General features: G+C 70.5%; 23 protein-coding genes and 2 tRNA genes. 7 read left to right on the forward strand and 18 right to left on the reverse strand.

Annotated elements, in window-relative coordinates:
- Nucleotides 1-179: 179 nt before the first annotated feature.
- From ABEA87_RS13365 to ABEA87_RS13395, 7 genes are all read right to left on the reverse strand, one after another.
- A complete protein-coding gene (locus ABEA87_RS13365) occupies nt 180-2807 on the reverse strand; it encodes a hypothetical protein (protein WP_345629348.1) in 2628 nt (875 codons plus the stop codon).
- On the reverse strand, nt 2804-4594 hold the full coding sequence (locus ABEA87_RS13370; RefSeq protein WP_345629349.1) for a phosphate ABC transporter substrate-binding protein PstS: 1791 nt from the start codon (nt 4592-4594) through the stop codon (nt 2804-2806). The genes ABEA87_RS13365 and ABEA87_RS13370 overlap by 4 nt, the downstream gene beginning before the upstream one ends.
- Nucleotides 4591-5874 (reverse strand): phosphate ABC transporter permease PstA, encoded by a 1284-nt coding sequence (gene pstA / locus ABEA87_RS13375; RefSeq protein WP_345629350.1) that lies wholly within the window; start codon nt 5872-5874, stop codon nt 4591-4593. The genes ABEA87_RS13370 and pstA overlap by 4 nt, the downstream gene beginning before the upstream one ends.
- Complete coding sequence (gene pstC / locus ABEA87_RS13380) at nt 5871-6905, reverse strand: phosphate ABC transporter permease subunit PstC (RefSeq protein ID WP_345629352.1); 1035 nt, start codon at nt 6903-6905, stop codon at nt 5871-5873. Before pstC ends, pstA begins: the two co-directional genes overlap by 4 nt.
- Complete coding sequence (locus tag ABEA87_RS13385) at nt 6902-7360, reverse strand: YegP family protein (protein ID WP_345629353.1); 459 nt, start codon at nt 7358-7360, stop codon at nt 6902-6904. The genes pstC and ABEA87_RS13385 overlap by 4 nt, the downstream gene beginning before the upstream one ends.
- A gap of 325 nt (nt 7361-7685) precedes the next feature.
- Complete coding sequence (locus tag ABEA87_RS13390) at nt 7686-8060, reverse strand: hypothetical protein (protein WP_345629355.1); 375 nt, start codon at nt 8058-8060, stop codon at nt 7686-7688.
- 517 nt (nt 8061-8577) lie between these two features.
- Nucleotides 8578-9936 carry a DUF2786 domain-containing protein gene (locus ABEA87_RS13395; RefSeq protein WP_345629357.1) on the reverse strand — a complete coding sequence of 453 codons (1359 nt, stop codon included), beginning with the start codon at nt 9934-9936 and terminating at the stop codon, nt 8578-8580.
- 180 nt (nt 9937-10116) lie between these two features.
- On the opposite strand from ABEA87_RS13395, the gene ABEA87_RS13400 reads away from it, so the two are divergent.
- Together ABEA87_RS13400 and ABEA87_RS13405 are read left to right on the forward strand one after the other, a co-directional pair.
- Nucleotides 10117-10368 carry a type II toxin-antitoxin system Phd/YefM family antitoxin gene (locus ABEA87_RS13400; protein WP_345629358.1) on the forward strand — a complete coding sequence of 84 codons (252 nt, stop codon included), beginning with the start codon at nt 10117-10119 and terminating at the stop codon, nt 10366-10368.
- 2 nt (nt 10369-10370) lie between these two features.
- Nucleotides 10371-10745, forward strand: a complete 375-nt coding sequence (locus ABEA87_RS13405; protein ID WP_345629360.1) for a type II toxin-antitoxin system VapC family toxin — start codon at nt 10371-10373, stop codon at nt 10743-10745.
- Nucleotides 10746-11141: 396 nt separating this feature from the next.
- Here ABEA87_RS13405 and ABEA87_RS13410 read toward each other — a convergent pair.
- Nucleotides 11142-11218, reverse strand: a tRNA-Ile gene (locus ABEA87_RS13410).
- A gap of 217 nt (nt 11219-11435) precedes the next feature.
- Nucleotides 11436-11508: transfer RNA gene (locus ABEA87_RS13415), tRNA-Asn, on the reverse strand.
- Between the two features lie 316 nt (nt 11509-11824).
- On the opposite strand from ABEA87_RS13415, the gene ABEA87_RS13420 reads away from it, so the two are divergent.
- Nucleotides 11825-12142, forward strand: coding sequence for a hypothetical protein (locus ABEA87_RS13420; RefSeq protein ID WP_345629362.1), 318 nt, complete (start codon nt 11825-11827; stop codon nt 12140-12142).
- Nucleotides 12143-12250: 108 nt separating this feature from the next.
- Here the strand turns inward: ABEA87_RS13420 and ABEA87_RS13425 are convergent, their stop codons facing one another.
- From ABEA87_RS13425 to dnaG, 6 genes are all read right to left on the reverse strand, one after another.
- Nucleotides 12251-13345 carry a ThuA domain-containing protein gene (locus tag ABEA87_RS13425; RefSeq protein ID WP_345629364.1) on the reverse strand — a complete coding sequence of 365 codons (1095 nt, stop codon included), beginning with the start codon at nt 13343-13345 and terminating at the stop codon, nt 12251-12253.
- Nucleotides 13342-14160, reverse strand: a complete 819-nt coding sequence (locus tag ABEA87_RS13430; RefSeq protein WP_345629366.1) for an ABC transporter permease — start codon at nt 14158-14160, stop codon at nt 13342-13344. The genes ABEA87_RS13425 and ABEA87_RS13430 overlap by 4 nt, the downstream gene beginning before the upstream one ends.
- 13 nt (nt 14161-14173) lie before the next feature.
- The gene (locus ABEA87_RS13435) at nt 14174-14944 is read right to left on the reverse strand and encodes an ABC transporter permease (RefSeq protein ID WP_345629368.1); all 771 of its coding nucleotides are present in this window, start codon (nt 14942-14944) and stop codon (nt 14174-14176) included.
- Nucleotides 14944-15885, reverse strand: a complete 942-nt coding sequence (locus tag ABEA87_RS13440) for an ABC transporter ATP-binding protein (RefSeq protein ID WP_345629595.1) — start codon at nt 15883-15885, stop codon at nt 14944-14946. The genes ABEA87_RS13435 and ABEA87_RS13440 overlap by 1 nt, the downstream gene beginning before the upstream one ends.
- 132 nt (nt 15886-16017) lie before the next feature.
- Complete coding sequence (locus ABEA87_RS13445) at nt 16018-16548, reverse strand: hypothetical protein (protein ID WP_345629370.1); 531 nt, start codon at nt 16546-16548, stop codon at nt 16018-16020.
- Nucleotides 16549-16553: 5 nt separating this feature from the next.
- Nucleotides 16554-18398, reverse strand: a complete 1845-nt coding sequence (dnaG, locus tag ABEA87_RS13450; RefSeq protein WP_345629372.1) for a DNA primase — start codon at nt 18396-18398, stop codon at nt 16554-16556.
- 197 nt (nt 18399-18595) lie between these two features.
- Here dnaG and ABEA87_RS13455 point away from each other — a divergent pair, with 197 nt between their 5' ends.
- Nucleotides 18596-18922, forward strand: a complete 327-nt coding sequence (locus ABEA87_RS13455; protein ID WP_345629374.1) for a hypothetical protein — start codon at nt 18596-18598, stop codon at nt 18920-18922.
- 37 nt (nt 18923-18959) lie between these two features.
- Here ABEA87_RS13455 and ABEA87_RS13460 read toward each other — a convergent pair whose 3' ends face one another.
- Nucleotides 18960-19679, reverse strand: coding sequence for a hypothetical protein (locus tag ABEA87_RS13460; RefSeq protein WP_345629376.1), 720 nt, complete (start codon nt 19677-19679; stop codon nt 18960-18962).
- Between the two features lie 283 nt (nt 19680-19962).
- Between ABEA87_RS13460 and ABEA87_RS13465 the strand changes: the two genes are divergently transcribed.
- Nucleotides 19963-21180 carry a hypothetical protein gene (locus ABEA87_RS13465; protein ID WP_345629378.1) on the forward strand — a complete coding sequence of 406 codons (1218 nt, stop codon included), beginning with the start codon at nt 19963-19965 and terminating at the stop codon, nt 21178-21180.
- Nucleotides 21181-21207: 27 nt separating this feature from the next.
- On the opposite strand, the gene ABEA87_RS13470 is transcribed toward ABEA87_RS13465, so the two are convergent.
- Both ABEA87_RS13470 and ABEA87_RS13475 read right to left on the reverse strand, forming a co-directional pair.
- Nucleotides 21208-22050 (reverse strand): alpha/beta hydrolase, encoded by an 843-nt coding sequence (locus ABEA87_RS13470; RefSeq protein ID WP_345629379.1) that lies wholly within the window; start codon nt 22048-22050, stop codon nt 21208-21210.
- 81 nt (nt 22051-22131) lie between these two features.
- Entirely contained in the window at nt 22132-22611 is a 480-nt protein-coding gene (locus ABEA87_RS13475) for a MarR family winged helix-turn-helix transcriptional regulator (RefSeq protein WP_345629381.1), read from the reverse strand.
- A gap of 96 nt (nt 22612-22707) precedes the next feature.
- On the opposite strand from ABEA87_RS13475, the gene ABEA87_RS13480 reads away from it, so the two are divergent.
- Both ABEA87_RS13480 and ABEA87_RS13485 read left to right on the forward strand, forming a co-directional pair.
- Complete coding sequence (locus ABEA87_RS13480; protein ID WP_345629382.1) at nt 22708-23697, forward strand: pirin family protein; 990 nt, start codon at nt 22708-22710, stop codon at nt 23695-23697.
- 203 nt (nt 23698-23900) lie between these two features.
- Complete coding sequence (locus tag ABEA87_RS13485) at nt 23901-24791, forward strand: helix-turn-helix domain-containing protein (RefSeq protein ID WP_345629384.1); 891 nt, start codon at nt 23901-23903, stop codon at nt 24789-24791.
- Nucleotides 24792-24838 lie beyond the last annotated feature (47 nt).

Consider the following 24838-nt stretch of genomic DNA (forward strand, 5'->3'; position numbering starts at 1 on the left):
GGGAGCTACCCGCCCAGGTATGGGCGGGCGATGTCATCGTGCGGAGAACAGGGGTGCGGCCAATACCGGAAATGCATGTAGCGTCGCGATACTTGTGTTCACGCCGTTGTGAAGGAGCAGTGAACACGATCTGGCACATTGGTGTCGCGCAGCGCGACGGCGATTGACTCGCGGCGCGGTCATGGCGAGATCCGGCGACTGGCTAGGACCCGTAGGAGTGGTCCTCCCCCGGCTCCGGCGACGCCAGCGGCCACGACCGACAGCAACGCCCAGCGCACCGGCCCGACCGGTACCGGCGGCGTGGGTTTTGTCGAGGGTGGCACGCTGGCCTGCTCGGTGGTGTAGGCGACCGCCGAGACGTTCGGCCTCGGCCCGGCCACCACGGGCGCGGCACCGCCGTTGGGAGCGTTGGCCCCGGTGGTCGGCAACGGCAGGTTCGCCCTGGGCGGCGGTGGCGTGGTTCTCGGGTGGGATGGCGTGGTCGTCGCCGCACCGCCGCCACCGCTGTGCCCGGGAGTCGGGCTCGGCGAGGTCGGGTTGGCCAGCGCGACCAGCGCCAGCGCCCCGGCCAGCGCCTGGGCGCGCAGCGTGTCGGGCAGCGGGAGGTACCCGTGCGGCAGCTGACCCGGGGCGACTCCGGGGGTCTGCCCGGCACCGGCCGCGTACGCGATGAACCCGGCGTAGTCCATCAGCGCGGACGGGTCCTGGTCGAGGCGCACCGCGGCGTACGTGATGTCGACCAGCGGGTACGCGCCCGAACCCACCGCGGTCGGATCCACCTGGTACATGCCGATGGAGTTCCGCTTCGCGACGTTCACCGCCGCGGCCACCGACGCCGACGTGGGCGAGACGCAGTGGCTGCCGTCGGCGTCGCACAGGTCGGCCGGGATGAGGCCGTAGTTGGCCAGGTTCCCGGAGTCGGAGATGGCCCACATCATCGTGCTGCCCGCGGTCTCGATGCCGCCGTTGCCCCACCAACCCAGATTGCCGCTGGGCGAAATCTTGTTGGGATCCCACGCCGCGCCCTCGGGGTTGTTCGCCGCCCGCACCCGGCTCGCCGCGTCGTCGTAGTTCTCCACGTACGGCAGCAGGTCCTCGGACGTCCGGGGCACGATCTGCCCGACGTCGGCCGAACTGGCGGCGCGCGGGAACGAGTCGATCGGCGCGCTGGCCAGGTCCAGCGCCTTGAACTCCGGGTTGATCTGCATGCCGTTCTCGTCGGGCGTGCCAGCCAACCAGTCGCGGGCCGTCGGGTCGTGCAGGATCCACGCCCAGATCTGCTGATTCACCGCGGAGTGGTCATTGGTCAGCAGCGGTGCCACCGGGTCGCCCAGCGCCCGGTTGCCGACCTCCGGGTTCAGCTTGACGAATTCGGGATCCTTATTGATCTCTGTCGGATTGTTCTTCGCCCAGTCGGGCGGCGTGGCGCTGTTGGGCAGATCGTTGATGTACGACTGGGTCAGCGCCTTGGCGACCAGCCGCGGCGTGAGCTTGACCGGCGCGCTGATGAACCCGTTGTCCATATTGATGTTGAAGCCGAAGGTGACCGCCGAGACCGATACCGGCGAGTACACGGCCGGTATCGGGTCAGGGGGCGGGTTGCCGGCGCGCACGGCCTCGCTGCCGAGCGGGATGGTGGTGAACGCGAGCCCGGCACCGCCCGGACTGCTCAGCTGGGTGGTGTTGGTCGGCTCGGGCGTCGACGCGTACGAGAACTGCGACTTGCACTTGTCCAGGTCGTTGATCGCGAACTGCCAGGAGAAGACCGCGCGCGAGACCAGTTCGGTGCCGACCATGCCCCGCGGGGTGGCCGAGCCGATCGGGCAGGTCGCCGCGACCGGGTCGTAGCCGAGGTGGATCTGGATGCGCTGGGCCCAGCTCGACGCGCCCAGCGGCGACTCCTGCATCGCGCCCGGGCCGCTCAGGCTGGAGTTGAGGTGCCAGCCGTTGGGTTCGTACTCGCCGCGCGGCACGATCACCAACCAGCAGGAGCGCGGCTTGCCGCTCGACTCCACCGCACCGCAGCCCAGGCCGGGGGCCTGCGTCGAGGTCAGGGTCTGGAAGAACGCCTGGCCGGTGCCGTCCGGCCCGGTGTTCGCCTGCTGAATCTCGTTGGTGTTGAACCGGTCGTAGAAGTCGGTGGTCGTACCGTAGATCTTGTCGGTGGTACCCACCGGAACGAACGGCACGCTGTACGTCAGCCCGTCGCCCTGCGGCGGGATGTGGTCGGAGTTGCTGCCCGGCTCCTTCGGGTCGCAGCCCAGGGAGGCCACGCTTCCGTCGGCGGCGATCGGCGGCGTGGTGGTGTTGGCCACCGCGCCCGCCACGCACGGCTTACCGGCCCGGCTGGCGATGAACGCGCCGCCGCTGTTGATCATCCCGGCGCTGCCATACTCGCAGTCCTCCGGCTGCGGCCCGGAGTCCTCGTCGCCGTAGCACTCCATCAGCTGCAGGAAGTCGGCCGAGAAGCCCGGTTGCTTCGTCGGCTTCCCGCCCGACCACGTCACCAGGACCGACTGGTGCACCAGGCTCTCGGTCTGCCCGACTGTGATCTTGAGGTTCTGGAAGTCCGGGTACATGAAGTTGGTCGGGTCTCGGGGCTGCACCACCGTCTTGTTGTCCGCGCCCAGGATCCCGGTCGCCCAGTCGACCGTGACGGCGGAATCGGTGATGCCGTTGCCGGTGATCTGGTCGACGGTGTCGGCCGCCCGCGCCGGGCCGACCGAACCGAGCGCCACCAGCCCGATGGTCGCCAGCAGGGCGGCGGCGCCGCTGGTCACTCGCAGCCACGTCACTCGACGGCTCATCGGGCACCTCCCTCGCCGTCGCGGGGGCCCCGGCGGCTCGCCGCGCTCCGCGCGACCAGCGGTGGCACCAGGCCCAGGCCGAGCAGCAGCGCGGCGCCCACCGCCATGAGCGCTATCTCGAACCCGTCGCCGAGCGCGGCCGAGGTGTCCACCGGTATCGCGTCGATGGTGTCCGGCCCGTCGGTGCCCGATCCACCGTCGCCAGCGGCGGAAACGCAGCTGATGTCGTCCGCCTCGCAGGTGGTGCCGCCACCGCCGGAGTTGGTACCGGCGGCGTTCGGGCCGGACGGCCCGTTGACGCCCCCGCCGCTCGCACCACCGCTGGCTCCGCCACCGCCGGAACCGCCCGAGCCACCAGAGCCACCCGAGGCACCAGAGCCACCAGAGCCGCCCGAGTCACCGCCGCCGGAACCGGAGCTGCCGGTGCCGCCGGCCGAACCGGCGCCTCTGGTCGGCGTGGTGGCTTTGGCCCCACCGGTACCGGTGTCGCACTGCACCGGGCCCTGCCGGTCGCAGGTCGGTGGGTTCGGGTCGTTCTTCGCGAGGGTGTTGGTGCCATCGGCGGAGAAGGTCGGGTTGTTACAGCCGCGGATGATGGCCGTCGTCGCGGTCTCCACCTGCGTCCCCGGCACGTGCTGCAGTTGCGCGAAGCCCGCCTCAACCAGGTTGATGGGTAGGGCCGAATAACCTAGTGCGTCCACAATGGACTGGCCCTGGCACAGGAAGTACTTGCCGAACTCGCCCACGGTATAGCCCTTGTTCGTGTTGAAACCGTAGAGCGAAGTGGTTGGCAAGATCATGTAGGAGTACGAGGACAGCTCGTAGGTGCGCGGATCCCGGTTGGTGTAGACCCCGGACAGGTCCTGGGTCAGATAGACCGCCGGGTTAGTCTTGTCCTGGTTGATTACCGCGGCAAGCAGCGACACCGCGACGTGCCCGGGGGTCGGCTCGGTGTAGTACCCGTCGGCGTTGAGCACCTTCGCCACCGGAAAACCGGCCGCGATCGCGTACGAGTACTCGACGTAGCCGATCGTGCCGACCGACTGCGCCTGGCTGACATACCCGGACACCCCGAGGTCGCCGGGCTGCCCGACCATCTTTGAGCCGTTGAGGAGCGGGTACGTCGAGGTCTGCGTACAGCCGCGGATGTTCACCTTGCCGCAGTACGCCGTCCAGTACTTGCCCTCGGTGGCGATCATCCACTGGGTGAACTGGGCGGTCGCGCCGGAGCCGTCGGATCGGACCACCGGAATGATCGGGATCGCCGGCAGCGTCAGGCCGGGATTGTCCTTGGCGATCGCCGGGTCATTCCATCTCGTGAGCACACCGGTGAAGATCTTCGCGAGGTTCTCGCCGGACAGCCGCAGGTTGGTGACCCGGTGGGTACCGATCTTCAGGTTGTACATGAACGTGGTGCCGCCGGCGGTGTCCGGGATGTAGACGTACGGGCGGTCGCTCGGCGGGTCGTCGGTGTTGGAACTGTTGCCGTCCACCACGCCGTACGGGATGTCGGACGCGGCCCAGTCCACGGTGTGCTGCTTGAAGCTCGCACGGCCGGCCGAGGAGCCCGTCTCGGCGTAGTTGATGTGGATGCCGTTCTGCTCGACGTTGCTGGCCCACGCGTGGATGGCGTTGTAGGACCAGGTCGAGCCGGCACCTGTGATCGGTACGAGGCTCGCCGCCGCGGCCGGATCGGCCGGGCCGGCGAGGCTCACCACGGCACCGAGCATCAACGCCGCGAGCGCCGCGAACGTGCGGCGCCTGCGCACGGATGGCGGATTGCTCATCGCGGCTCTTCCTTCCATTCTTCGGTCGACAGGAGCTCGGTCGACAGGTGTTCCTCGTGGTGGGTGAAGCGCCGCGCGGTGCGCAGCGAGGAGAGTTCGCGGCGGCGGATCTGCCGGCCGGACAGGTCGCCCGGTGCCCGACCGCCGATCGTGCGCGCCACGATGAACAGCACGAGCACGAGGATCAGCAGGACCGCCGCGGCACCGAAGCCTCGGGTGATCTCGTTGGGTTCGGGCGACGCCACCAGGGTGTAGGCCAGCAACGGCAGCGACATCATCGGTCCGTGCAACGGGTCGAGGTTGATGTAACCGGTGGCGCTCGCGGTCAGCAGCACCGGGCTGGTCTCGCCAATGGCCCGGGCCGCGCCGAGGATCACCGCGGTGGCCAACCCGGAACGTGCGGTCGGTAACAGGACGTGCCAGGTGGTGCGCCACTGCCCGCTGCCGAGCGCGTACGACGCCTCCTTCAGCGAGCCGGGCATCAGGCGCAGCACGACGTCGGCCGCGCGAATGATGATCGGCAGGATCGTGAGGCCGAGCGCCGCCCCGGCCGCCAGGCCCGACGGTCCGAGATGGAAGATGATGATCAGAGTCGCGTAGATGAACAGGCCGGCGATGATGTCCGGCAGCGCGGTCATCGCCTCCACCACGGTGCGCACGAACCGGGAGAAGCGGCCGGGCACCTCGTGCAGGTAGACCGCGGCGAGCAGGCCCAGCGGTACGGCGATGCCCAGCGCGATACCCAGTTCGATGAGGGTACCGGCGATGGCGTGCAGCACCCCGCCCTTGGTCAGCGCATCCTGAGGCCCGGTCGAGCGCAGGTCCTGGGTGTAGAAGTTCAGGTGCGGCAATGCGGGGCCGCCACGTTTGAACGTGTAGATGATGACGAACACCAGTGCGCCGAACAGCACGATGCCCAGCGAGTGCACGACGAACGCGGCGATCCGGTCCTTGACCACCGGCCGGTTCTCGTCGAACGAGACCAGCAGCGCGAACCACGCCACGGTCACCAGCCAGGTCACCACGACGTACCCGAGTATCCCGGTGAACGGGCCGAGTTGCGTCCACAGCACACCCGTGGTGGCGGCCCCGGCAGCCAGAGCGCCGAGGACGGCCAGCACGTCGGTGCGCCGCATCCCACCGATCCGGCGGCGCTGTTGCCCGGCCGGCGCGGTGGGGCGGCGAGGCACCACGGTGGCCGGCGGCGACGCGGCAGTGGTGGTCGTTCCCGCGCCGGTCGTCGTCCCGGGCGCGGCCGCCGGCTGCTCGATCGTCGTCATGCCTCGCTCACCGCACCCGACCGGGACCGAGCCACCACCTGGGCGGCGATGAAGTTGACCGCCAGGGTCAGGACGAACAACGACACCCCGGCGGCCATCAGCGCGGAGATGGAGAACGGGCTCGACTCGCCGTAGCGCAACGCGATCAGGGAGGAGACCGAACTGGTCCCGTTCTGCAGGATGTGCGGCTGGATGACGAAGCGCGGCGAGATAATCATGACGACGGCGATCGTCTCGCCGAGGGCCCGACCGAGCCCGAGCATCGTGCCGCCGATCACCGCTCCCCTGCCGAACGGCAGCACCACGCTGCGGATCATTCCCCATCGCGTCGCGCCCAGGGCGTAGGCGCCTTCCCGCTCGCCCGCCGGGGCCTGGCCGAATGCCTCGCGCATCACCGAACACGCGATCGGCGCCACCATCAACGACACCACCAGACCGGCGGCGAACGTGGACGACGTGTACGCCGTCGCGGTGGCCAGCGGGTCGTGCCGGGCGACGCCGTCCACCTTGAAGATGGGGATCCAGCCGAACCAGTCGGAAATCCACCGGGACAGCCCGACAACGCGCCATTGCAGCAGGAAGAATCCCCACAGGCCGTAAACCACACTCGGTACGGCGGCCATCAGGTCGACCATCGCGATCAGCGTGCGCCGCAGCCAACGCGGCGCGTACTCCGAGATGTACAGCGCCGTCCCGAGCGCCATCGGCACAGCCGTCGCGATAGCGACGATCGCGATGAGGATGGTGCCCACCATGATCGCGGCGATGCCGAAGGAACCGCCGCCCGGGCTCCACTCCTGGGTGGTGATGAAGCTGAAGCCCGCGGTACGCAACGCCAACCAGGCCCGGTACGTCAGGAAGCCGCCAACGAGCGCCATCAGGAGGAGTACCAGGATGCCGCCGCCTCGCGCGGTACCACGGAACAGCCGGTCCGCGGCGCCCGCGTTGACCGCGAGCCGGCGCCTCGGCTGCGCCGCCGCCACCGGCGGCTCGCCGCCCCGCGGCGCCCTATCGAGAAGATCGCTGCTCACCGCGCTCCCTCCACGAACGGCTCCCCGTGCCGGCTCGGCAGCCTCACCACGCCGTCGGTCAGCTCCGCGCCCGGCGCCAGCGTCACGAACTTGGCGGCGCCGAGCCGCCCGTGCAGTTCGCGCTCGTACCAGCGCCCGCTGACCGCCACCACGGCGCCGTCCAGATCGAACAACCAACCCCACCGCCTCGTCGACGGGTCCACAGTGGAGTGCTGGACCAGCCGGTCGATGCCCTGCTTCAGCTGCCCGATCCCGCGGCGCGCCAGCTGGTAGGACACGAACCCCAGCGCGCTGCGGCCGAGTTCGCGGTTGTTGGCGGCGATGAGCCGCCAGGCGTACCCGCCGGGAGTGGGGTCATCCGGGATCAGCCGCGCCGCGGCCCGACCGCCCATCAGCTGTGGCTGTGGCTGTGGCTGGAACGGACCGAACAGGACCTGGAAACGCACCTGGGACATCAGGCCGCCCCGTAGGTGTCCGGCCGGGCGCACGACGGCGCGTCCATCCGTGTCATCTCCCCCGTGCCCTTTCCTCGCCGGCGCGTAGCCGACCACCCGCACAGCGACAAGTTGTCAGAGCCCGACCGCGATCCGGCGGAGAACTCATGAACGCCAAACGAAACGCAGGTCGCCGAATCAGCCACACCGGCCCGATAAGCGATAGTGCTACGCGGCCACTCACCTGATCGGCGGATAGCGGTATCCGCCAAATAGTTCATGCCCTCGAAATACTCGTGGCGGGCCTTGGCAGGCCCGCCGACCCGGTCGAGTAATCGGGTCGCACTCATCGCGGACTCAATCGCGGCGCCCGGCTCTCCACCACGCGTACCGCGTCGACGAACTCGGTGGTGGGCAGCGCCTCCTGGAACCGACGCAGGTTGTACTCGCACTCCCGCTGGCGCAGGTAGGGACGGGTACACGTGGCCACCGGCCGGCCGTCGAGCTCGATGCGCCAACCCCAGTGCCCGCGTAGGTCGACGGCGACCGGAACGACCCGCAGCTCGCCGCGCCGGTCGCGCAGCTCCGCCGCGGCCGCGCGGCACTGCGCCGAGGAGGCGAATTCCCGGGTCGACTTGCCCAACGGCCTGTTATTACCGGAAAGCAGCATCCAGGATGTACCGCAGGTGGTTCGCTCTCCCGATTCCCCCACTTTGATCATGTCTAGGAGGATGAAACGCGCTCCATGCACTTCGCGACAACCCCCCTCGATCGTCCGCCATCACGGTGTGATTGACCGTAGACAGCAAAGGCCCATCGCCTTGACGAATGGCGCGCGCTAAGCGAACGCCAGACGAATGCGAGTTGATGAGGGACGCATTAACGGGTGTCATCGGGTTATACACACGTAACCCGATCAATCATCTAGGCAACCCACATTTGCCTCACCGCCGTTGATCCGACGACGGGTCCAGCCGTCCAGCGTCTGTCCTATGAGGAGCTCCCGTGACCGCTGACCCTGAGGCCGATCATGCTGGTACGCCGATGATGCCTCCGGTCCCGCGCCACGTCCACCAGCGACCACCAGGTGGCCGCACGCCTACCACTCGGAGGCGTCACCATGGACGTGTCTCGACTTTCAACCATAGACATGCCTGAGCGTAAATGAAATCGCCGCACCCGCATCGCCGCCGGCGATCGCCCGGACCCCAACTGTGCATCGCCGCGACGTCTCCCGGTCACTCGCGGGCGACCGCTTGACGCCCGTGTAGCGAAGCCCAGTCGGCCGCTGCCCGGCCCGATGCCCAGCCCTCCCGGTTGTTGACGTTCGCCACCCGCTGAGTCAGTTCGGGGAACTGCTTGTCGAAGGCATCGCGTACCGCGTCGTCCCGCGCGGCGAGGACCGGCAGCAGCGCGACGGCGCCCACCGACACGGTCAGCTCCTGACCCACCACCTCGGTGGCGGCCTTGAGCCGCTCCCCGATCCGCATCGCGTACGAGGTCAGGAATGACTGCCGGAACGAGCGGGTGGTGTTACGCCCGTACCGGTCCAGGCTCGGCTTGGTCTGCGTCATCGCCCTCGTCGCCTGCACGAGCAGCGAGGTGAACATCAGTTCGGTCGAGTCCAGGTCGGCGGGGAACCCGACGACCGTGCTGAAGCCGTATCGCTTCGCCCACACCGCTCGGCAGCTGTTGGCCTCCGCGACGACCTGCAACAGCAACGTCTTCGGCGCCTCGTACGGGTTGTCGATGCCAACCCTGCGGCTGACCGGCTGATCCTGTGCGCCCGTTGTGGCGGCGAGCACGACGTGATCGATACGGTGACGGGCCATCAACTCCTGCGCCTTCGCCGTGAGCGCGTCGGCCTCCTCCGGGAAGTCGGTGGACTCGGCCTTCGCCAGCAATGCCCGCACCCGATGGAGCATTCGCTGATCGAGGTCGGCGGGCGGCGTCGACGCGGCGGGAGTGGCACCGCCCGGCATCGGGCCGACCTGCTGGATCCGCGGCAGCGTCGCGAGGAGATGAAGCACCTCGATCGCGGTGGCGATCACCTCGGCTCGGTCGAGGCCCTGCCGCTCACCCCAGACGGTCGGGTAAAGGTCGTCATGCTCCCACCACACCCGCGCGTCGAGAGCGGTCAACTGCGACTGCCACGCCTGGTCGACGGTCGCCCTCGAATAGCCGCGCATCCGCGCCGCGATGGCATCGACCATCAGCCGACCGTGACGCGTGGTGTACTCGCGGCGTGCCGCCCGTACCAGGTCGGCAGGTTGCCAGCCGCGCAGCCAGGCGGACTCCACCTGAGCGAGCAGAGCGGTCAACAAGGCCCGGTTGACGACCTGGATGCCGGTTGCACCATCCGGAGCTGCGGCCAGCAGTGCGCGGCAGCGATCCAGCTCGGCCGCATTCCGGCGGTCCTGAGCGCGGACCGCCTGGTCGATGAGCTGTTCGGCGAGCTGGGGTTGAAACGGGGCGGGTGGCGGACCGAAGGAGCCCAGCGGGTCCTGGGAGCCGGGCGTCCAGGCAGCCCTCCGACGCGCAGCCCCCGCGTCGGCCTTCCGCTTGGCCTGGTGCCGTTCACGACTGTTCTTGCCCATCGTCTCCGCCCAACCGCCGCCAGGGAACCACACACGTTACCGGGCACAAGCAGTTTGGGCACGGCGCCGGCAATCGGATCCCGCCGAGTTCGCGCGGGTGAGAGTGGCGCCGGATCCCCGGAAGGGTGTCGGTCGACGCCGTGCGTCCTTACGGGCTAACCTCTTAGCTAAGGAGGGCACATGTCGAGCGAGGCGGCCAATCAATTCAACATCCACGACGCCAAGACCCATCTGTCGCGGATCATCGATCGCGTCGAGCACGGCGAGGAGATCATCATCAGCCGGGCGGGCACTCCCATCGCGAAGGTCATCCCCCTGATCCGTACCGTGAACCGGACCGGCCGAGGCTCACTGCGGGGCAGCCTGGTCATCGCCGAGGACTGGGACTCAGACGACGTCAATGACGCCATCGCGCGCGACTTCGGCATGTGATCATGAAACTTTTGATCGACACCCATGTGGTCATCTGGTGGCTGGCGGACGATCCGACCCTCTCGGATGACATCAAAGTTCGACTGGACCACGAACCCGATGTCTTCGTCAGCGCCGCAACCCTCTGGGAGGTTGCCATCAAGCAGGCGGTCGGCAAGCTCAAGGAGCCGGCCGACCTACCTGAGAGGATCCGCGACAGCGGATTCCGCGAGCTGACGATCACGTCCCAACACGCCGTGACCGCCGGCCGACTTCCGTTGATCCATCGGGATCCGTTCGACCGCATGCTCGTGGCGCAAGCGCAATGCGAGGACCTTACCCTGGTCACACGAGATCCGGAGATCCAGAAGTACGATGTGACGCTGCTCGAAGCGTGACAGATCGGGCTGCTCACTGCCGCCCAGCGAGGGCGTTGGAGTCGTGCCCTGGGAACATCGCGGTTGAGCCGAATTCTCGGTAGTAGCCATGCGATCGCCGAACCGTTGCCGGTGGACCGGCGGTGTCCCAACCCACCAGGTGCAGCCGACCGATTCCAACGGCGCAAACCCGTGGGTCAACTCCTGAAGCAGATGCAACTGAGCAGCACCTGGATGGGTGATGTGCCCGGGGGCTACGGAAGCCGCCCCGGGCACGCCGCTCAGGGGCAACCCTATGCCGCTACCACGGCCACGAGGACCGATCAACCGCCAGAACCCTGGCCAGTTCGGCGACCGTCCACACTGGCCAGGCGCCCTCACCGGGTGCCAGCCAGTGGCTAACGGCACCACACGACCTGGTGGGGCGGACGGGACTCGAACCCGTGACCGATGGATTATGAGTCCACTGCTCTAACCTGCTGAGCTACCGCCCCGGCGCCGCCAGCTTACCCAGCGGCCCTGGAAGATCCTCGGACCACCGGCGCGCGCCGCGCGAAGTAGAGGGTCACACACCCCGGTTGGCTCACACCGACAGCAGCTTTACCCACCAGCCGCCCGCCGTCCGGGCGGTTGCACCGGCCGCCTTGACGAGGGGCCGGACGACCCGGGAGACGGTAAGGCCCACCGCCGAGGCGGCGGGCCGCGACCAGGCTCCCCCGTTTGGACTCGAACCAAAAACCTACCGGTTAACAGCCGGTTGCTCTGCCAATTGAGCTACGGGGGACCGCATGCCTCTCCGGCGACCAACCTGTCGGAGCGACGCCGACAAGAATACAGGATCCCCGCCCCTTTCACGCCACCGGGTTTCCGCCCGGTTGGCGCCGGCGGCGGCCGGGGTCCGGCGCGGCGACCGGCGGGCCCGGCGCGGGGATTCGCGGAGTGCCGCGGAGCTGCCCGACCCCGGGCCAGAGAATCGACATACCTGCACGGTTTCGGCTGGGGCGCGGCAGGATACTTAGTGAGAGAGGACAACAGGGCATTGACAGGGACGTACGGGCGCGGGGCTGCCCACACGTCGAGTCCGATTGGAGGGGTCCGCGATGCGCGGAAAGTTGGTGTTCCTCGGCGGTCTCGCCGCGGGCTTCGTCCTTGGCAGCCGTGCCGGGCGCCAGACGTACGACTCGTTGGCCCGCACCGCCCGCAAGGTCAAGGACAGTCCGGGTATGCAGGAGGCCGCAGGCGTGGTCCAGGCCCAGGCGAGCAAGCTGTACGAGCAGGGCAAGGGCATGGCCGCCGACAAGATCAGTAGCACCCGTTTCGGCGACAAACTGCTGCACCCGAACGGCGACCACCTGACCGTCAACGGTGCTCGCGCGTCGAGTTCGGCCAGCGCCGGGTCGGCCGGTACCAGCGGCTGACCAGCGCCACCGTCGCCCGACGCGACAGATCCCGGGCCGGCCCCAGAGGGGACCGGCCCGGCGAAATGCGCTTAACGGACAGATGGACTCCGGCGGTGCGCCGGGCGGCTAGCCGTCGCGGCGGAGCCGGATGTCCCGGAGACGCTCGTCGCCGGCCGCGGATCCCTCGGCAGCGCCGAGCCAGACCCGTCCGGCCGGGAGCGGGCCCTCGACCCGAGCGGTCCGCAGCCCGTTCAGGTATGCCTCGGCGGCACCGTCCGCGATCGAAATCTCACCGGTATTCCACTGACCGGCCGGATTGGACGGGGCGGCCGGGTGGTCGAGCCGGAGCTCGATCCCACCCGAGCGCCCCGCGTCCACCGGATCCGCGCTGGCCGGCACGCCGATCCGCGCCACGACGCCGCCAGAGCCACCGCCAAGGTCACCGGCGGGCCCCGACCGCCAGCCGAACTTGATCGAGCACCGGCCGTACGCCTCGGGGCTGTACCACTCGGCCAGGTCGCCGTCCGCGACCGGCGCGTACCCGTGCTCCGGCCGGTCGTCCGCGTACGCCGTGCCGGCCGCGTACCGCAGCCCGCCCAGCAGCAACGCCCGGAACTCCGGCTCGTCGTAGGACTCGATGGTGTGCCCGGCTCCCGTGTAGAAGGCCCGGCCACCCTGGTACCGGTGGCACCACGTGATCGGATGGTCGGCGCCCATGGTGCCGCCCGAGTACGTCGACTCGTCGAGGGTGAGCAGCACGCGCACGTCCCGACGCGGGTTGGCACGGTAGTTGTACAGCTCGTCGACGCGCCGCCACCGGCGCGGCAGGTGTGCGGTCGCCGGGTGGGAGCGGTCCTCGACGTCGAAGGTGGCCGGCTGCACCTCCGGGTGGGCGTCGAACCGCGCACCGACCAGCCCGCCGTAGTACGGCCAGTCGTACTCGGTGCCGGCGGCCAGGTGCACGCCGACGTACCCGCCGCCCGAGCCGAGGTACCCGCGCAGCGCCGACCGACCCGAGTCGTCCAGTACGGTGCCGCTGCTGTTCATGAAGATCACGGCTGCGTAGCGGGCCAGGTTGTCCGGGGCGAACACGGCCGGATCCTCGGTGGCGTCGACGGTGAACCCGTCGGCGGTGCCCAGCTCCCGCGCGGCGGCGACCCCGGCCGCGATGCTGTCGTGCCGGAACCCGGTGGTGGCGGAGAAGACCAGGAGTTCGCTCATTTCAGCAGCAGCCGTCCCACCCGGCGGCCGGCCACGACCAGCCCAGCGGCGCCCATCGCGACCAGGTAGCCGATGTGGCCGATCAGGATCGGGTGGGGCGAGCCCGTGGTCAGCCCGCGGATCAGCTCGACGGCGTGGTACAGCGGGGTGGCCTCGATGAGCAGCCTGATCGGCTCCGGGAACGAATTCACCGGAGCGAAGGTACCCGAGAACAGGAAGAGCGCGAGCTGGATGCTGCCCAGCAGGTCGAAGTCCTGCCAGCTGGTCATGAACGTGCTCAGCGCCATGCCCAGCCCGCCGAACGCGAGGCCGACCAGGAGGCTGGCGGGGAACGCGAGCAGCGCCCAGCCGGCGGACGTGAGCCCCATCACCACCATGATCACAAGGAACGCGGCCGAGTACAGCGAGCCGCGGACCATCGCCCACGCCAGCTCGCCGAGCGCCACCTCCATCGGCCGCACGGGGGTGGCCAGCACCCCGTCGTACAGCTTCATGTACTTCATCTTCCCGAAGAAGTTGAAGGTGGTCTCGGACAGCGCCCCGGCCATCGCCGAGGAGGCGAGCATCGAGGGCGCGACGAAAACCGCGTAGCTGACCACCCTGCCGTCGGGCAGAGCCATGCCGTTGACCAGGCCGCCCACGCCGACGCCGATGGACAGCAGGTAGAGCAGGGGTTCGAAGAAGCCGGAGATGACCACCAGCCAGTACGCCGAGCGCAGCGCGGCGATGTTGCGGCGGGTGACCGCGCCGGACCGCTTGACGGCCGCATCCAGCCGTCCGTAGACGCCCGGACCGAATGACGCAGCGACGACCATGACCGCGCCCTCCTCAACCCGTCAGCCGGCGGCCGAACGACCGCAGGGCCAGCCAGAATCCGATCCCCGCCCAGGCCGCGAGGTAGGCCAGGTGGCCGGCGACGGCCCACCCGGAGACCCCGAAGCCGGGCAGGGTGGCCGCCCGGCACAGGGTGACCGCGTGCCACAGCGGTGACACGTACGCCAGCCAGCGCAGCACCTCGGGCAGCCGGGAGATCGGGAAGTACACGCCGGCGAACAGCGACATCGGGATGACCGCGAACCGCGTCAGCAGGGGGAAATACCCGTCCTGGTCGACCCGCGCGCTGAACGCGAACACCGGCGCGGCCACGGCCAGGCCGAGCAGCAGGGTCACCGGCAGCGCGGCAAGCGCCCACCAGGAGTGCACCGCGCCGAACGCCGTGGTCACACCGAGGAACACCACCGAGGTGGCGAGCAGCCGCAGGAGCAGGAACAGCAGGTCTCCGCCGACGATGTCGACGATGCGCAGCGGCGCCGCCGCCATGGCGTGGTAGGTGCGGATCCACTCGAACTTGCTGAACACCGGGAACGACGACTCGCCGAAGGTGAGCTGCATGGCGGCCGAGGCGAGCATGCCCGGCGCGATGAAGTCCAGGTAGTGCACCGATCCGAGCTGCCCGGCGCTGTCGACGAACTTGCCCACGCTGAACCCGAAGCCGATGACGAACAGCGTCGGCAGGATGAACGACGAGATCACCGAGGCCCGCCAGGTGCGCCGGTACGCGACGAGGTCGGTCTCCAGGACCGACAGGACGGCGGCCATCAGTCCACCAGCGTCCGGCCGGTGAGGTGCAGGAACACGTCCTCCAGGGAGCTGCGACGCACCAGGGTGCCGGACGGGACCAGCCCGCGCGCCAGGACTGCGTCGAGGGCGGCGTCTCCGTCGGCGGCATAGAGCAGGATGCGGTCGGGCAGCACCTCGACCCGCTCGCCCAGCCCGGCGAGCTTGCCGGCCAGGTCCTCCAGTGGATCGCCGCCGAAACGCAACTCCACCACTTCGCGGGTGGAGTATCGCTCGATCAGTGCCCGCGGCGAGTCCTCGGCCACTATCCGGCCGCCGTCCATCACCACGAGCCGGTCGCAGAGCTGCTCGGCCTCGTCCATGTAGTGGGTGGTCAGCACGAGCGTCACGCCTTGCTGCTTGAGCCGGAACAGCCGCTCCCAGACCAGGTGCCGGGCCTGCGGGTCCAGCCCGGTGGTGGGCTCGTCGAGCAGCACGATGTCCGGGTCGTTGACCAGCGCCCGGGCGATGGTCAGCCGCCGCTTCATGCCGCCGGACAGCGGGTCGACCTTGCTGTTCGCGCGCTCGGTCAGCTGGACGAACTCCAGCAGCTCGTCGGCCTTGGCCCTGGCCCGCCGGCGTGGAATGCCGAAATACCGGGCGTAGGTGATCAGGTTTTCCCGCACCGACAGCTCGGGGTCCAGGGAGTCCAGCTGCGGGCAGACCCCGAGCCGGGCCCGGATCGCGGTGCCCTGCCGGCGCGGGTCCATGCCGAGGATGCGCAGGGTGCCGCCGGTCGGCTGGGACACGCACCCGATCATGCGCATGGTCGAACTTTTCCCGGCGCCGTTGGGGCCGAGGAAGCCGAACGACTCGCCGCGGGCGACCTCGATGTCGATGCCGGCCACGGCGGTGAAGTCGCCGAATCGCTTCACCAGGCCGCGCGCCAGGATGAGCGGGCCGCCACCGGACTCATCGCCCAGGACGTGACCGTCCGGCAGGGCGCCGCCGTCGGCCGCAGCGGCCGGGTCGGCTAGGGCCCGGGCAGGTTTGGAGGCAGTCACCTCGCGACCCTAGCGGCCGGGTACGACGCTTTCCCAGCCATTTTGCCCGGGCTACGAGCCCACCTCGGCGCCGGCCCGCGCCTGGGCCACCAGTTGCTCGGTGACCTCACGGACGGCGGGATCGTCCGGGTCCACCCCGTCGTCGTACCGGACCGTCCAGTACAGGCCGTTGCGGCCCGGTACCCGGCGGGCCACCACCCGTGCCCCGCCGCCGTCCGGCAGCGGGTGGTGGGTGCTCGGCCCCACCGAGCGGGTCACCCGGGCCCGTACCTCGGCCGGCAGCTGGCCGGGCTGGGCCAGCGGGAACTCGACCGAGGGGAGGTCCTCGACGATCTCGTACCCGGGGCCCTCGCCGGCCACCCGGGCCGCGGTGACCTCCAGCTTCTCGCCGCTCCACGTGGCCTTGTGGATCTCGTGCCAGCCCAGCCTGGCCGGTGGCGTCAGCGGAAGCCACAGCCCCCGGTTGGTGGCCACCAGCGCCGCGTTGTCGCCCACCTCGGCCCAGGCCAGTACTCTCTCGTCCCGCTCCAGCTCCGGCCGGTATCGACCCGGGAGCCGGCGGTGACGTCCGAACAATGCCATGATCATTACCCCCCGGCGGCCTGCTCGCGCAGGGCCCGCGCGTGCTGCTCCAGCGGCACCAGCTCCCCGAACAGCCGCAGGTGCTCATCGACATGGGTGACCGGGTTGAGCCGCTGGAGCCTGGACTTCAACTCCATGATCCGCCCGTTCACGCTCGGCAACTGCAACCGGGCCAGGGTCACCGCCACGTACCTCGGGTCGGGCTCGCCGGACAGGTGCAGCGGGTCCACCGCCAGCTCGCCGACCAGCGCCTTGGCGGCCAGGTCGTCGCAGGCGTCGCGGATCTGCTCGACCCACCCCGCGCCGCCGACCGCCGACGACGCCCCGCCGGCCTCAAGGATCGCCTGCCGGACCACGGCGTGCACGGGATTCTGGTACGCCTCCGGCGGGATCGAGTCGAACATCGGGCCGGCCAGCACCGGTGCCTGCAGGGCCAGCTTCAGCGCCTCCCGCTCGACCCGGCCCTGCGGGCTGTCGGCGGCGTTGTCCATGGCCCGGGCCGGCGGGCTCGCGGTGCCGGCCCGGCCGGCCGCGGTGTTCACCGCCCGCAGCACCGGCTCGACGTCCATGCCCAGGTCGCCGGCGAGCTTGCGGGCGTACTCCGGCCGCTTCTCCCGGTCCTTGATCTTCGCTACCAGCGGTGCGGCCTGGCGCATCGCGTCGACCCGGCCCTCGACCGTGTTCAGGTCGAAGCGGGACAGCACCGAGCGCAGCGCGAAGTCGACCAGCGGCTCCCGGCGCGCCACCAGGTCGCGTACCGCCACGTCGCCCTTTGCCAGCCGTAGCTCGCACGGGTCCATGTTGTCCGGGCCGACCGCTATGAAGGTCCGGCCCACGAAGCGCTGATCGTCCTCGAACGCGCGCAGCGCCGCCTTCTGCCCGGCGGCGTCCCCGTCGAACGTGAAGATGATCTCACCGGCCACGCCGTCGGTGTCCATCAGCAGCCGGCGCAGCACCGAGATGTGATCGGAGCCGAACGCCGTACCGCAGGTGGCCACCGCCGTCGGCACCTGCGCCAGGTGGCAGGCCATCACGTCGGTGTACCCCTCGACCACCACCACCCGGCCCTGCTTGGCGATCTCCCGCTTGGCCCGGTCGATGCCGTAGAGCACGTGGGACTTCTTGTACAGCGGCGACTCGGGCGTGTTGAGGTATTTGGGGCCGTCGTCGTCATCGAACAGCTTGCGCGCGCCGAACCCGATCACATCGCCGGCCAGGTCCCTGATCGGCCACATCAGCCGGCGGCGGAACCGGTCGATCAGCGAGCCCGACCGGGCCGGCTTCGCCAGCCCGCCGGTGGTCAGCTCGGCCGCGCTGAACCCCCGCTGGCGCAGGTGCTTAGCCAGGGCGTCCCACGAGTCCGGGGCGAACCCGCAGCCGTAGGTCAGGGCGGTGTCCCGGTCGAAGCCCCGCGCGGCCAGGAACTCCCGGGCCGCCCGGGCGCCGGGGGTGGCCAGCTGCTCCGCGTAGAACTCGGCCGCGACCCGGTGCGCCTCGACCAGGCGCTGGCGCTGGCCCTGCTGGCGTACGGGGGCCGGGCCCGCGTCGACGTACCGGAGCTGGACGCCGGCCTTACCGGCCAGCCGCTCGATCGACTCGACGAAGCTGAGGTGCTCCGTCTCCATGACGAACCGGATCGCGTCCCCACCCGCGCCGCAGCCGTGGCAGAAGTAGACGTTGCGCGCGGAGGAGACCGTGAACGAGGGGGTCTTCTCGTCGTGGAACGGGCAGAGGCCCTTGAGGTTGCCGCCGCCCGCCGGCTTCAGCGTCACCTGCTCGGAGATCACGTCCACGATCGACGTCCGGTCGCGTACCAGCGCGATATCCTCGTCGCGGATCTTGCCTGCCATCCGGTCGGGTCACCTCCGGCATATATCCTGCCCTGCCCGCGCCGTCCGCGACGAGCGGCCCGGCGGACGCGCCGGTGCGCCCGAGCGACCCGCGTGGACGCCCGGGCCGGGCGGTGAACTTGGCCGGTGCGGCGCGAACGCCAGGACTCTGGCCGGATCCCGCACCGCGGGCGCGGGCGAGCGGAAGGATCGGTGGCATGGCGAGGGTGCGCGACGAGCGGCTGTGCTGGCTCGCGGTACGCGACCAGCTGGACCGGCGCAGCCGGCGGAGGTCCCTGCTGGGCAGGCTGGTGGGCAACTTCACGCCGACCGGGCGCGGGCTGGGCGTCGACCTGACCCGGGGTTCGGTCAAGGGCCGGATGATGCGGTACTCGTTCGCGGTCGAGGACGTGGCCCAGCGGCTGACGCCCGAGGAGCGGCAGGTGCTGCGCTCGACCGGACAGGTACCCGACTGGTTCCTCAACGCCGTCGAGCGGCGCTTCCACGAACTGCGCCGCCGCCCGCGGCGCGACGCCACCCCCTGAGCGACGCCACCCCCTGAGCACAGCCGCCGCTGTCGGCTCAGCTCAGCGCGCCGACCACCCGTTCGGCCAGGTCCTCGTGCCTGCGGTAGGCACTGGGGTACGCCGAGCGCTGCACCGCCTGGGCCGCCGCCGCGACGCTGATCGACTGCCAGCCGGGTACCCGTACCAGCCGGTCGAAGAACAGCCCGCTCGCGGTGGGCGGGTCCATCAGCTGCGCCACCGTGCCCCACCCCTGGCTCGGCCGCTGCTGGAACAGCCCCACGGAGTCGTGGTCCGAGCCGGTGCCCTGGTGCGCGAGGTTGAGCGATGCCGGCACCCGGCGGTTGGCCCGGTTGTACAGGCTGCTCTCCTGCAGGGCGGTCACGATGGCGACGACCATGGCGCGCCGTGGCAGTACGCGCCGCTGCGCGACCCACAGGATGATCGCGGCGTTGTCGGTCTGCGCCTGGCTCAGCCCGGGCACCGGAGCGTGCCGCCGCTGGACGTCCGGCACCTGCGGCGACGGTGAGGCCAGGCCGGCCGGCAACGACGGCGGCGGGGCACCTCGGGCCAGGTCCCGCGACACATCGTTGCCGGCGACCCGGCGTGGACCACTCGCGGCCAGCGTGGACGGGCCGGCCGGGCGCCCGGGGTGATCCAGGTCGTACGCGAACCCGCCGACCGCCCCGGCCGCGACCGCGCAGGCGGCCGAGGCCATCGCCACGCGGTAGCGGCGGCTCGCCGCCGCGTGCCGCGGATGGTGACCGGGACGGCCCATCACCCCGCTCCCCCGATATCGCGCCCGGCCAGCCCGCCCCGCGAGCCGGCACCGGATTGCCCCGTCTCGCCGCTTTGGCCGTGAATGGTCACGAATCAATAACGCGCGATATCGCGCAAGCCACGCGACACACGCGTATCGGACGGCCGACACGCCGTACGAGCCGCCATTTCTCACCCTCCCGGGTGACCCGCGCCCGGGAATCGGCGAGTTCGGCGGGCCCGGCCGCGCCGCCCGGGTCGCGTCGAGGCGAAGGGACGGGCGCAGGGCCTACAGTGCACCGGTGCGACTGTCTCGCGGTACCGCCGTGGCCGCCGGCCTGCTCCTGCTGGGCGCCGCCCTCACCGGTTGCGGATCGACGCCCGCCAACGCCAGCTGGCGCGCCGCCGCCCCGGCGCCCAGTCCCACCGTCAGCCCCACACCGCCCAGCCCGAGCCCGAGCCCGAGCCCCAGCCCGACGCCCAGCGCCGGCTCGCCCAGCCCGTCGGCCAGAGCCGACACGGTCGCGCGACCGTTCGTGGCCGGCAACCCGAACGGGCACGCGACCGTGCCGACCGCGGCCAAGGCGGTCGACACCAGCCACCCGACCCGGGTGATCGGCACCGGTACCGCGGCGAGCTGCACCTCGGCGGCCGTGGTGGCAGCGGTGGCCGCGGGCGGCATCATCACCTTCGACTGCGGGCCGGCGCCCGTGACGATCGCGATGAAGGCCACCGCGAAGGTGCGCAACACCAGTTCCAAGGTGGTGATCGACGGCGGCGGGCTGGTCACGCTCGACGGCGGCGGGGCGCGGCGAATCCTCTACCAGGACACCTGCGACCAGGCCCAGGTCTGGGCCACCGATCACTGCCAGGACCAGGCCACCCCGCAGTTGACCGTGCAGAACCTGACCTTCGCCGACGGGAACTCCACGGGCGAGGCGACCGACGGCGGGGGCGGCGGTGCCATCTTCGACCGGGGCGGCCGGCTCAAGGTGGTCAACTCCCGGTTCGTCCGCAACCGCTGCGACCGGACCGGTCCGGACCTCGGCGGCGCCGCGATCCGCGCGCTCGACCAGTCCCAGGGACTGCCGGTCTACGTGGTGGGCAGCACGTTCGGCGGGGCCGCCGGGCAGGGCGGGTCGTGCTCCAACGGCGGCGCGCTGAGCAGCATCGGGGTGTCCTGGACGGTGCTCAACAGCGTGCTGACCTATAACTCGGCGGTCGGCGACGGCGCCAACCCGGCCAAGTCCGGCACCCCGGGCGGGGGCAGCGGCGGCGCCATCTACAACGACGGCAACACGTACACGCTGACCATCGCCGGCTCGATCATCGAGCACAACCACGCGAACGAGGGCGGCGGCGCGGTCTTCTACGTCAGCAACGACCGGACCGGGACCATGAGCATCGACTCCTCGACGCTGCGCGACAACCCGAGCGACGGATTCGAGACCGCCGGCCTGCCCGGCATCTTCTTCCTGGGCAAGGGAAAGCCGACGGTGACCAACTCCACGCTCTCCTGACCAACCCCTACGCTCAACTCGCTGCGCTCAGGCGTTCTTGAGCGCGTGCTGGGCGCGCGCCTCCTCCAGCGACCAGTTCAGCGCGTAGTCCGCCACGTCCTCCCAACCCTGCTGCCCGAGGGTGAAGTGGCAGCGACCCGGGTACTCCTTGACGTCCGTGACCGCGGTGGACTTGCGGTAGTGGTTGGCGTTGTCGAAGTTGAGCTGCGGCGGGCTGACCCGGTCCTCGTCGCCGACGATGAACAGCAGCGGTGCCCGGTCGCTGCGGCCGAAGTTCACCTTCGTGTGGCGTCGCGGGTCGAAATTGGCCAGGTCGGCCTCGAACACGATCCGGCCGGCGGCCGGCACGTAGTACCGCTGGTAGGCCGCCATCGACTCCTGCTCCGGCAGCGCGTTGGCGACGGTCTGGTGGAACTCCTGCGCGGTCATCGAGACCGCCCGCTGGGTGTTCACCGGATTGCGCAGCACCGCGGCGACGGACTTGAGCATCGCCATCGGCTGGCGCAGCACGCCGAAGACCGAGGCGGAGTCGATGGCCACGCCCGCGGCGCCGAGGCCGTGGTCGAGGAGGATCTGGGTGAAGGTACCGCCGATGCCGTGGCCCATGATGATCGGCGGCCGGCGCATCGGTTCGATGATGCCGTGGTAGTGATCAACGATCTGCGGGATGTCCAGCCGCTCCAGCGGCGACGAGTCCTCCCGCAGCGCCTCGACCTCGACGTCCAGGCCGGGCCAGGCGGGCGCCAGCACCTCGAACCCGGCCGCCCGGTACCGGTCGACCCAGTGCTCCCAGCTCCGCGGGGTCAGCCAGAGCCCGTGGATCAGGACGATCGTGCCCGGATCGTCCCCGGTGTCCCGATTGCCGGCCATCACGCCCTCCGATCGCGCCACTGGATGGCTACTCGATCAGTCTGACGGTTTCGGCCGCCGGGTTTGCGCGATTGGTGGTGTTCAGCCGCCCCGGACGGTGGCCCCCGGCCGCGACAGCGACTCCGATACCCGCCCGAACATCCCGCCCAGCTGCCTGACCTGGTCGCCGGTGAGCCGGTCGAACAGGTGCGTGCGCACGGCCTCGACGTGGCCGGGCGCCGTCTCCGCCAGCTTCGCCGCGCCGGCCGGGGTCAGCTCGGCGTGCGTCCCGCGCCGGTCGTCCTCACACTCGACCCGGCGCACCCAGCCGAGGAGTTCGAGCCTGGTCACCGCCCGGGTGGTCCCGCTGCGGGTAGCCAGGGCGGCTTCGGCGAGATCCCGCATCCGCATCCGCCGGTCGGGCGCCTCGGAGAGGATCACCAGGGTCTCGTAGTCGGCGAACGAGATGTCGGCGTCGGCCTGTAGCTGCTGGTCCAGCGCCCTGATCAGGAGGCGGGTGGTGTCCAGGTAGGCCCGCCAGGCGCGCTGCTCCTCCGCGTCCAGCCATCGGGTCTTTTCCACGCCGCCGAGCCTACCCAAGACCGGGAATAGTTGACGACGCAACGACCTTTGGTAGAGTGACTTTGTTGACGCCGCAACTAAATGGGAGCTAAGACGATGCCCGCCGTAACCGTGGAGAACCCGCTGGCGCTGCCGCTGGTTCGTCGGACCGACCCAACCGCCGAACACGACCGTCCGGTCACCTCGGTGACCACCGCCCCGACCGGCTTCGAGGGCGAGGGCTTCCCGGTCCGTCGCGCCTTCGCCGGCGTTGACCTGCGCGCCCTCGACCCGTTCATCCATATGGATCAAATGGGCGAAGTACTGTACCAAGCGGGCGAGCCGAAGGGTACCCCGTGGCACCCGCACCGCGGCTTCGAGACCGTCACCTACATGATCGACGGTGAGTTTCAGCACTCCGACTCGAACGGCGGCGGTGGCCTGATCACCAACGGCGACACGCAGTGGATGACCGCTGGGGGTGGCATCCTTCACATCGAGGTGCCGCCGGAGCACCTGATCGCCTCGGGCGGCCTGTTCCACGGCTTCCAGCTGTGGGTCAACCTGCCGAAGGCGCAGAAGTTCGTCGCGCCGCGCTACCAGGACATCCGCGCCGGCAACGTGGCGCTGCTCGGCTCGCCGGACGGCGGCGCCCTGCTGCGGGTCATCGCCGGCGAGGTGGACGGGCACGCCGGGCCCGGCTCGACGTACACGCCGATCACGATGGTGCACGCGACGCTGAGCGCGGGTGCCTCGCTCACCCTGCCCTGGCGGCCGGACTTCAACGCCCTGGCGTACGTGATGAACGGCCGCGGCACCGTCGGCGCCGAGAAGCGGCCGATCCACCTCGGCCAGCTCGCGGTCTTCGGCGCAGGCGACACCATCACCATCACCGCCGACCCGACCCAGGAGTCCCGCAGCCCGAACCTGGACGTGCTCCTGCTCGGTGGCCGGCCGATCCGCGAGCCGGTCGCCGCCTACGGACCGTTCGTGATGAACACCCGCGCGGAGTTGACGCAGGCGTTCGAGGACTACCAGGCCGGCCGGCTGGGCTCGATCCCGGCCGCGCACCTGGGCGTCGACGCCAGCACCCCCGACGCCGAATAACCCTCACCCGCCGAGACCGCCCGGCAGGGCGCAAACAACCCTCCGGCTGGCGAACCGCTATCCGGGTCGAAAGGCACCCGTCGGCGACGAAACCGGCCCCGCCGACCCCGTCCAGGCAAGCGCTCCGGCCCGGTCTCCCACTAAGTGAGACCGGGCCGGAGGCCGGAGCAGAATGGCTACCTGGACGGCGAGGGGAGTCGGCCGTGAACGAGCTGACCGTGCGGGACACCAACGGGATACTGCGCCAGCCGTGGATACAGCCACGGCACACCAGCGCCGGGCTCGGCTGGGATCAGCTCTACGTCTCGACCCAGCACGAGCTGCCGTATGAGGCATCGTTCGACGCCGCGCCCACCCACGTCGTGATCCTGCACCTCAACGGGCCGGTACCGGTGCGCCGCGGCCACCTCGGCCTGGCCCAGGCCCGTACCGTCCCGCCGGGCGCGTTCTTCGTCCACCCCGCCGGCAAGGACCTCGACGTGGGGCTGGGCGGCGAGTTGGACACCGTGCACACCTACCTGACCGACGGCGCGCTGCAGCGCGCGCACGACGAGGACGCACCGGTGCGACTCGCCGAGGAGCTGGGCAGCGTCGATCCTCTGCTGGAACAGATAGTGCTCTCCCTCGACGGGGTGCTCAGGCACTGGGAGCCCTCGGCGCGCACCTACGTCGACCACCTCGCCGGCCTGCTGGCGGCGCAGCTGGTCCGGCGGCACTCCGGCGGCCGGCGCCGCACCGCCGGGCCGGTGCTGGAAGGGCCCACCCGTCCCGGGCTCGGTTGCCGCCAGTACTCGGCCGTGTGCGAGCTGATGCGGGAGCGGCTGAGCGACCCGGTACCGCTGGCCGCCATGGCCGCCGTCGCCGGGCTGTCCGTCAGCCAGTTCTCCCGCCAGTTCAAGGCGAGGACGGGCGTGGCGCCGCACCGGTTCCTGATGCGGCTGCGCGTCGACACCGCGCTGCGGATGCTGCGCGAGAGCCGCCTGCCCATCGCCCAGGTGGCCATGCGCTGCGGCTTCTCCCATCAGGAGCATCTGACCCGGGTGCTGATGACCCAACTCAAGACCACGCCGGCCGAGGTGCGCCGCCGGGGCTGACCGCCACCCGGGCGCCACCGCGCGGGGCTGGCGCGCGGGGGCTGGCG

The organism is Rugosimonospora acidiphila, from assembly GCF_039543385.1.
Taxonomy (GTDB): Bacteria; Actinomycetota; Actinomycetes; order Mycobacteriales; family Micromonosporaceae; genus Rugosimonospora; species Rugosimonospora acidiphila.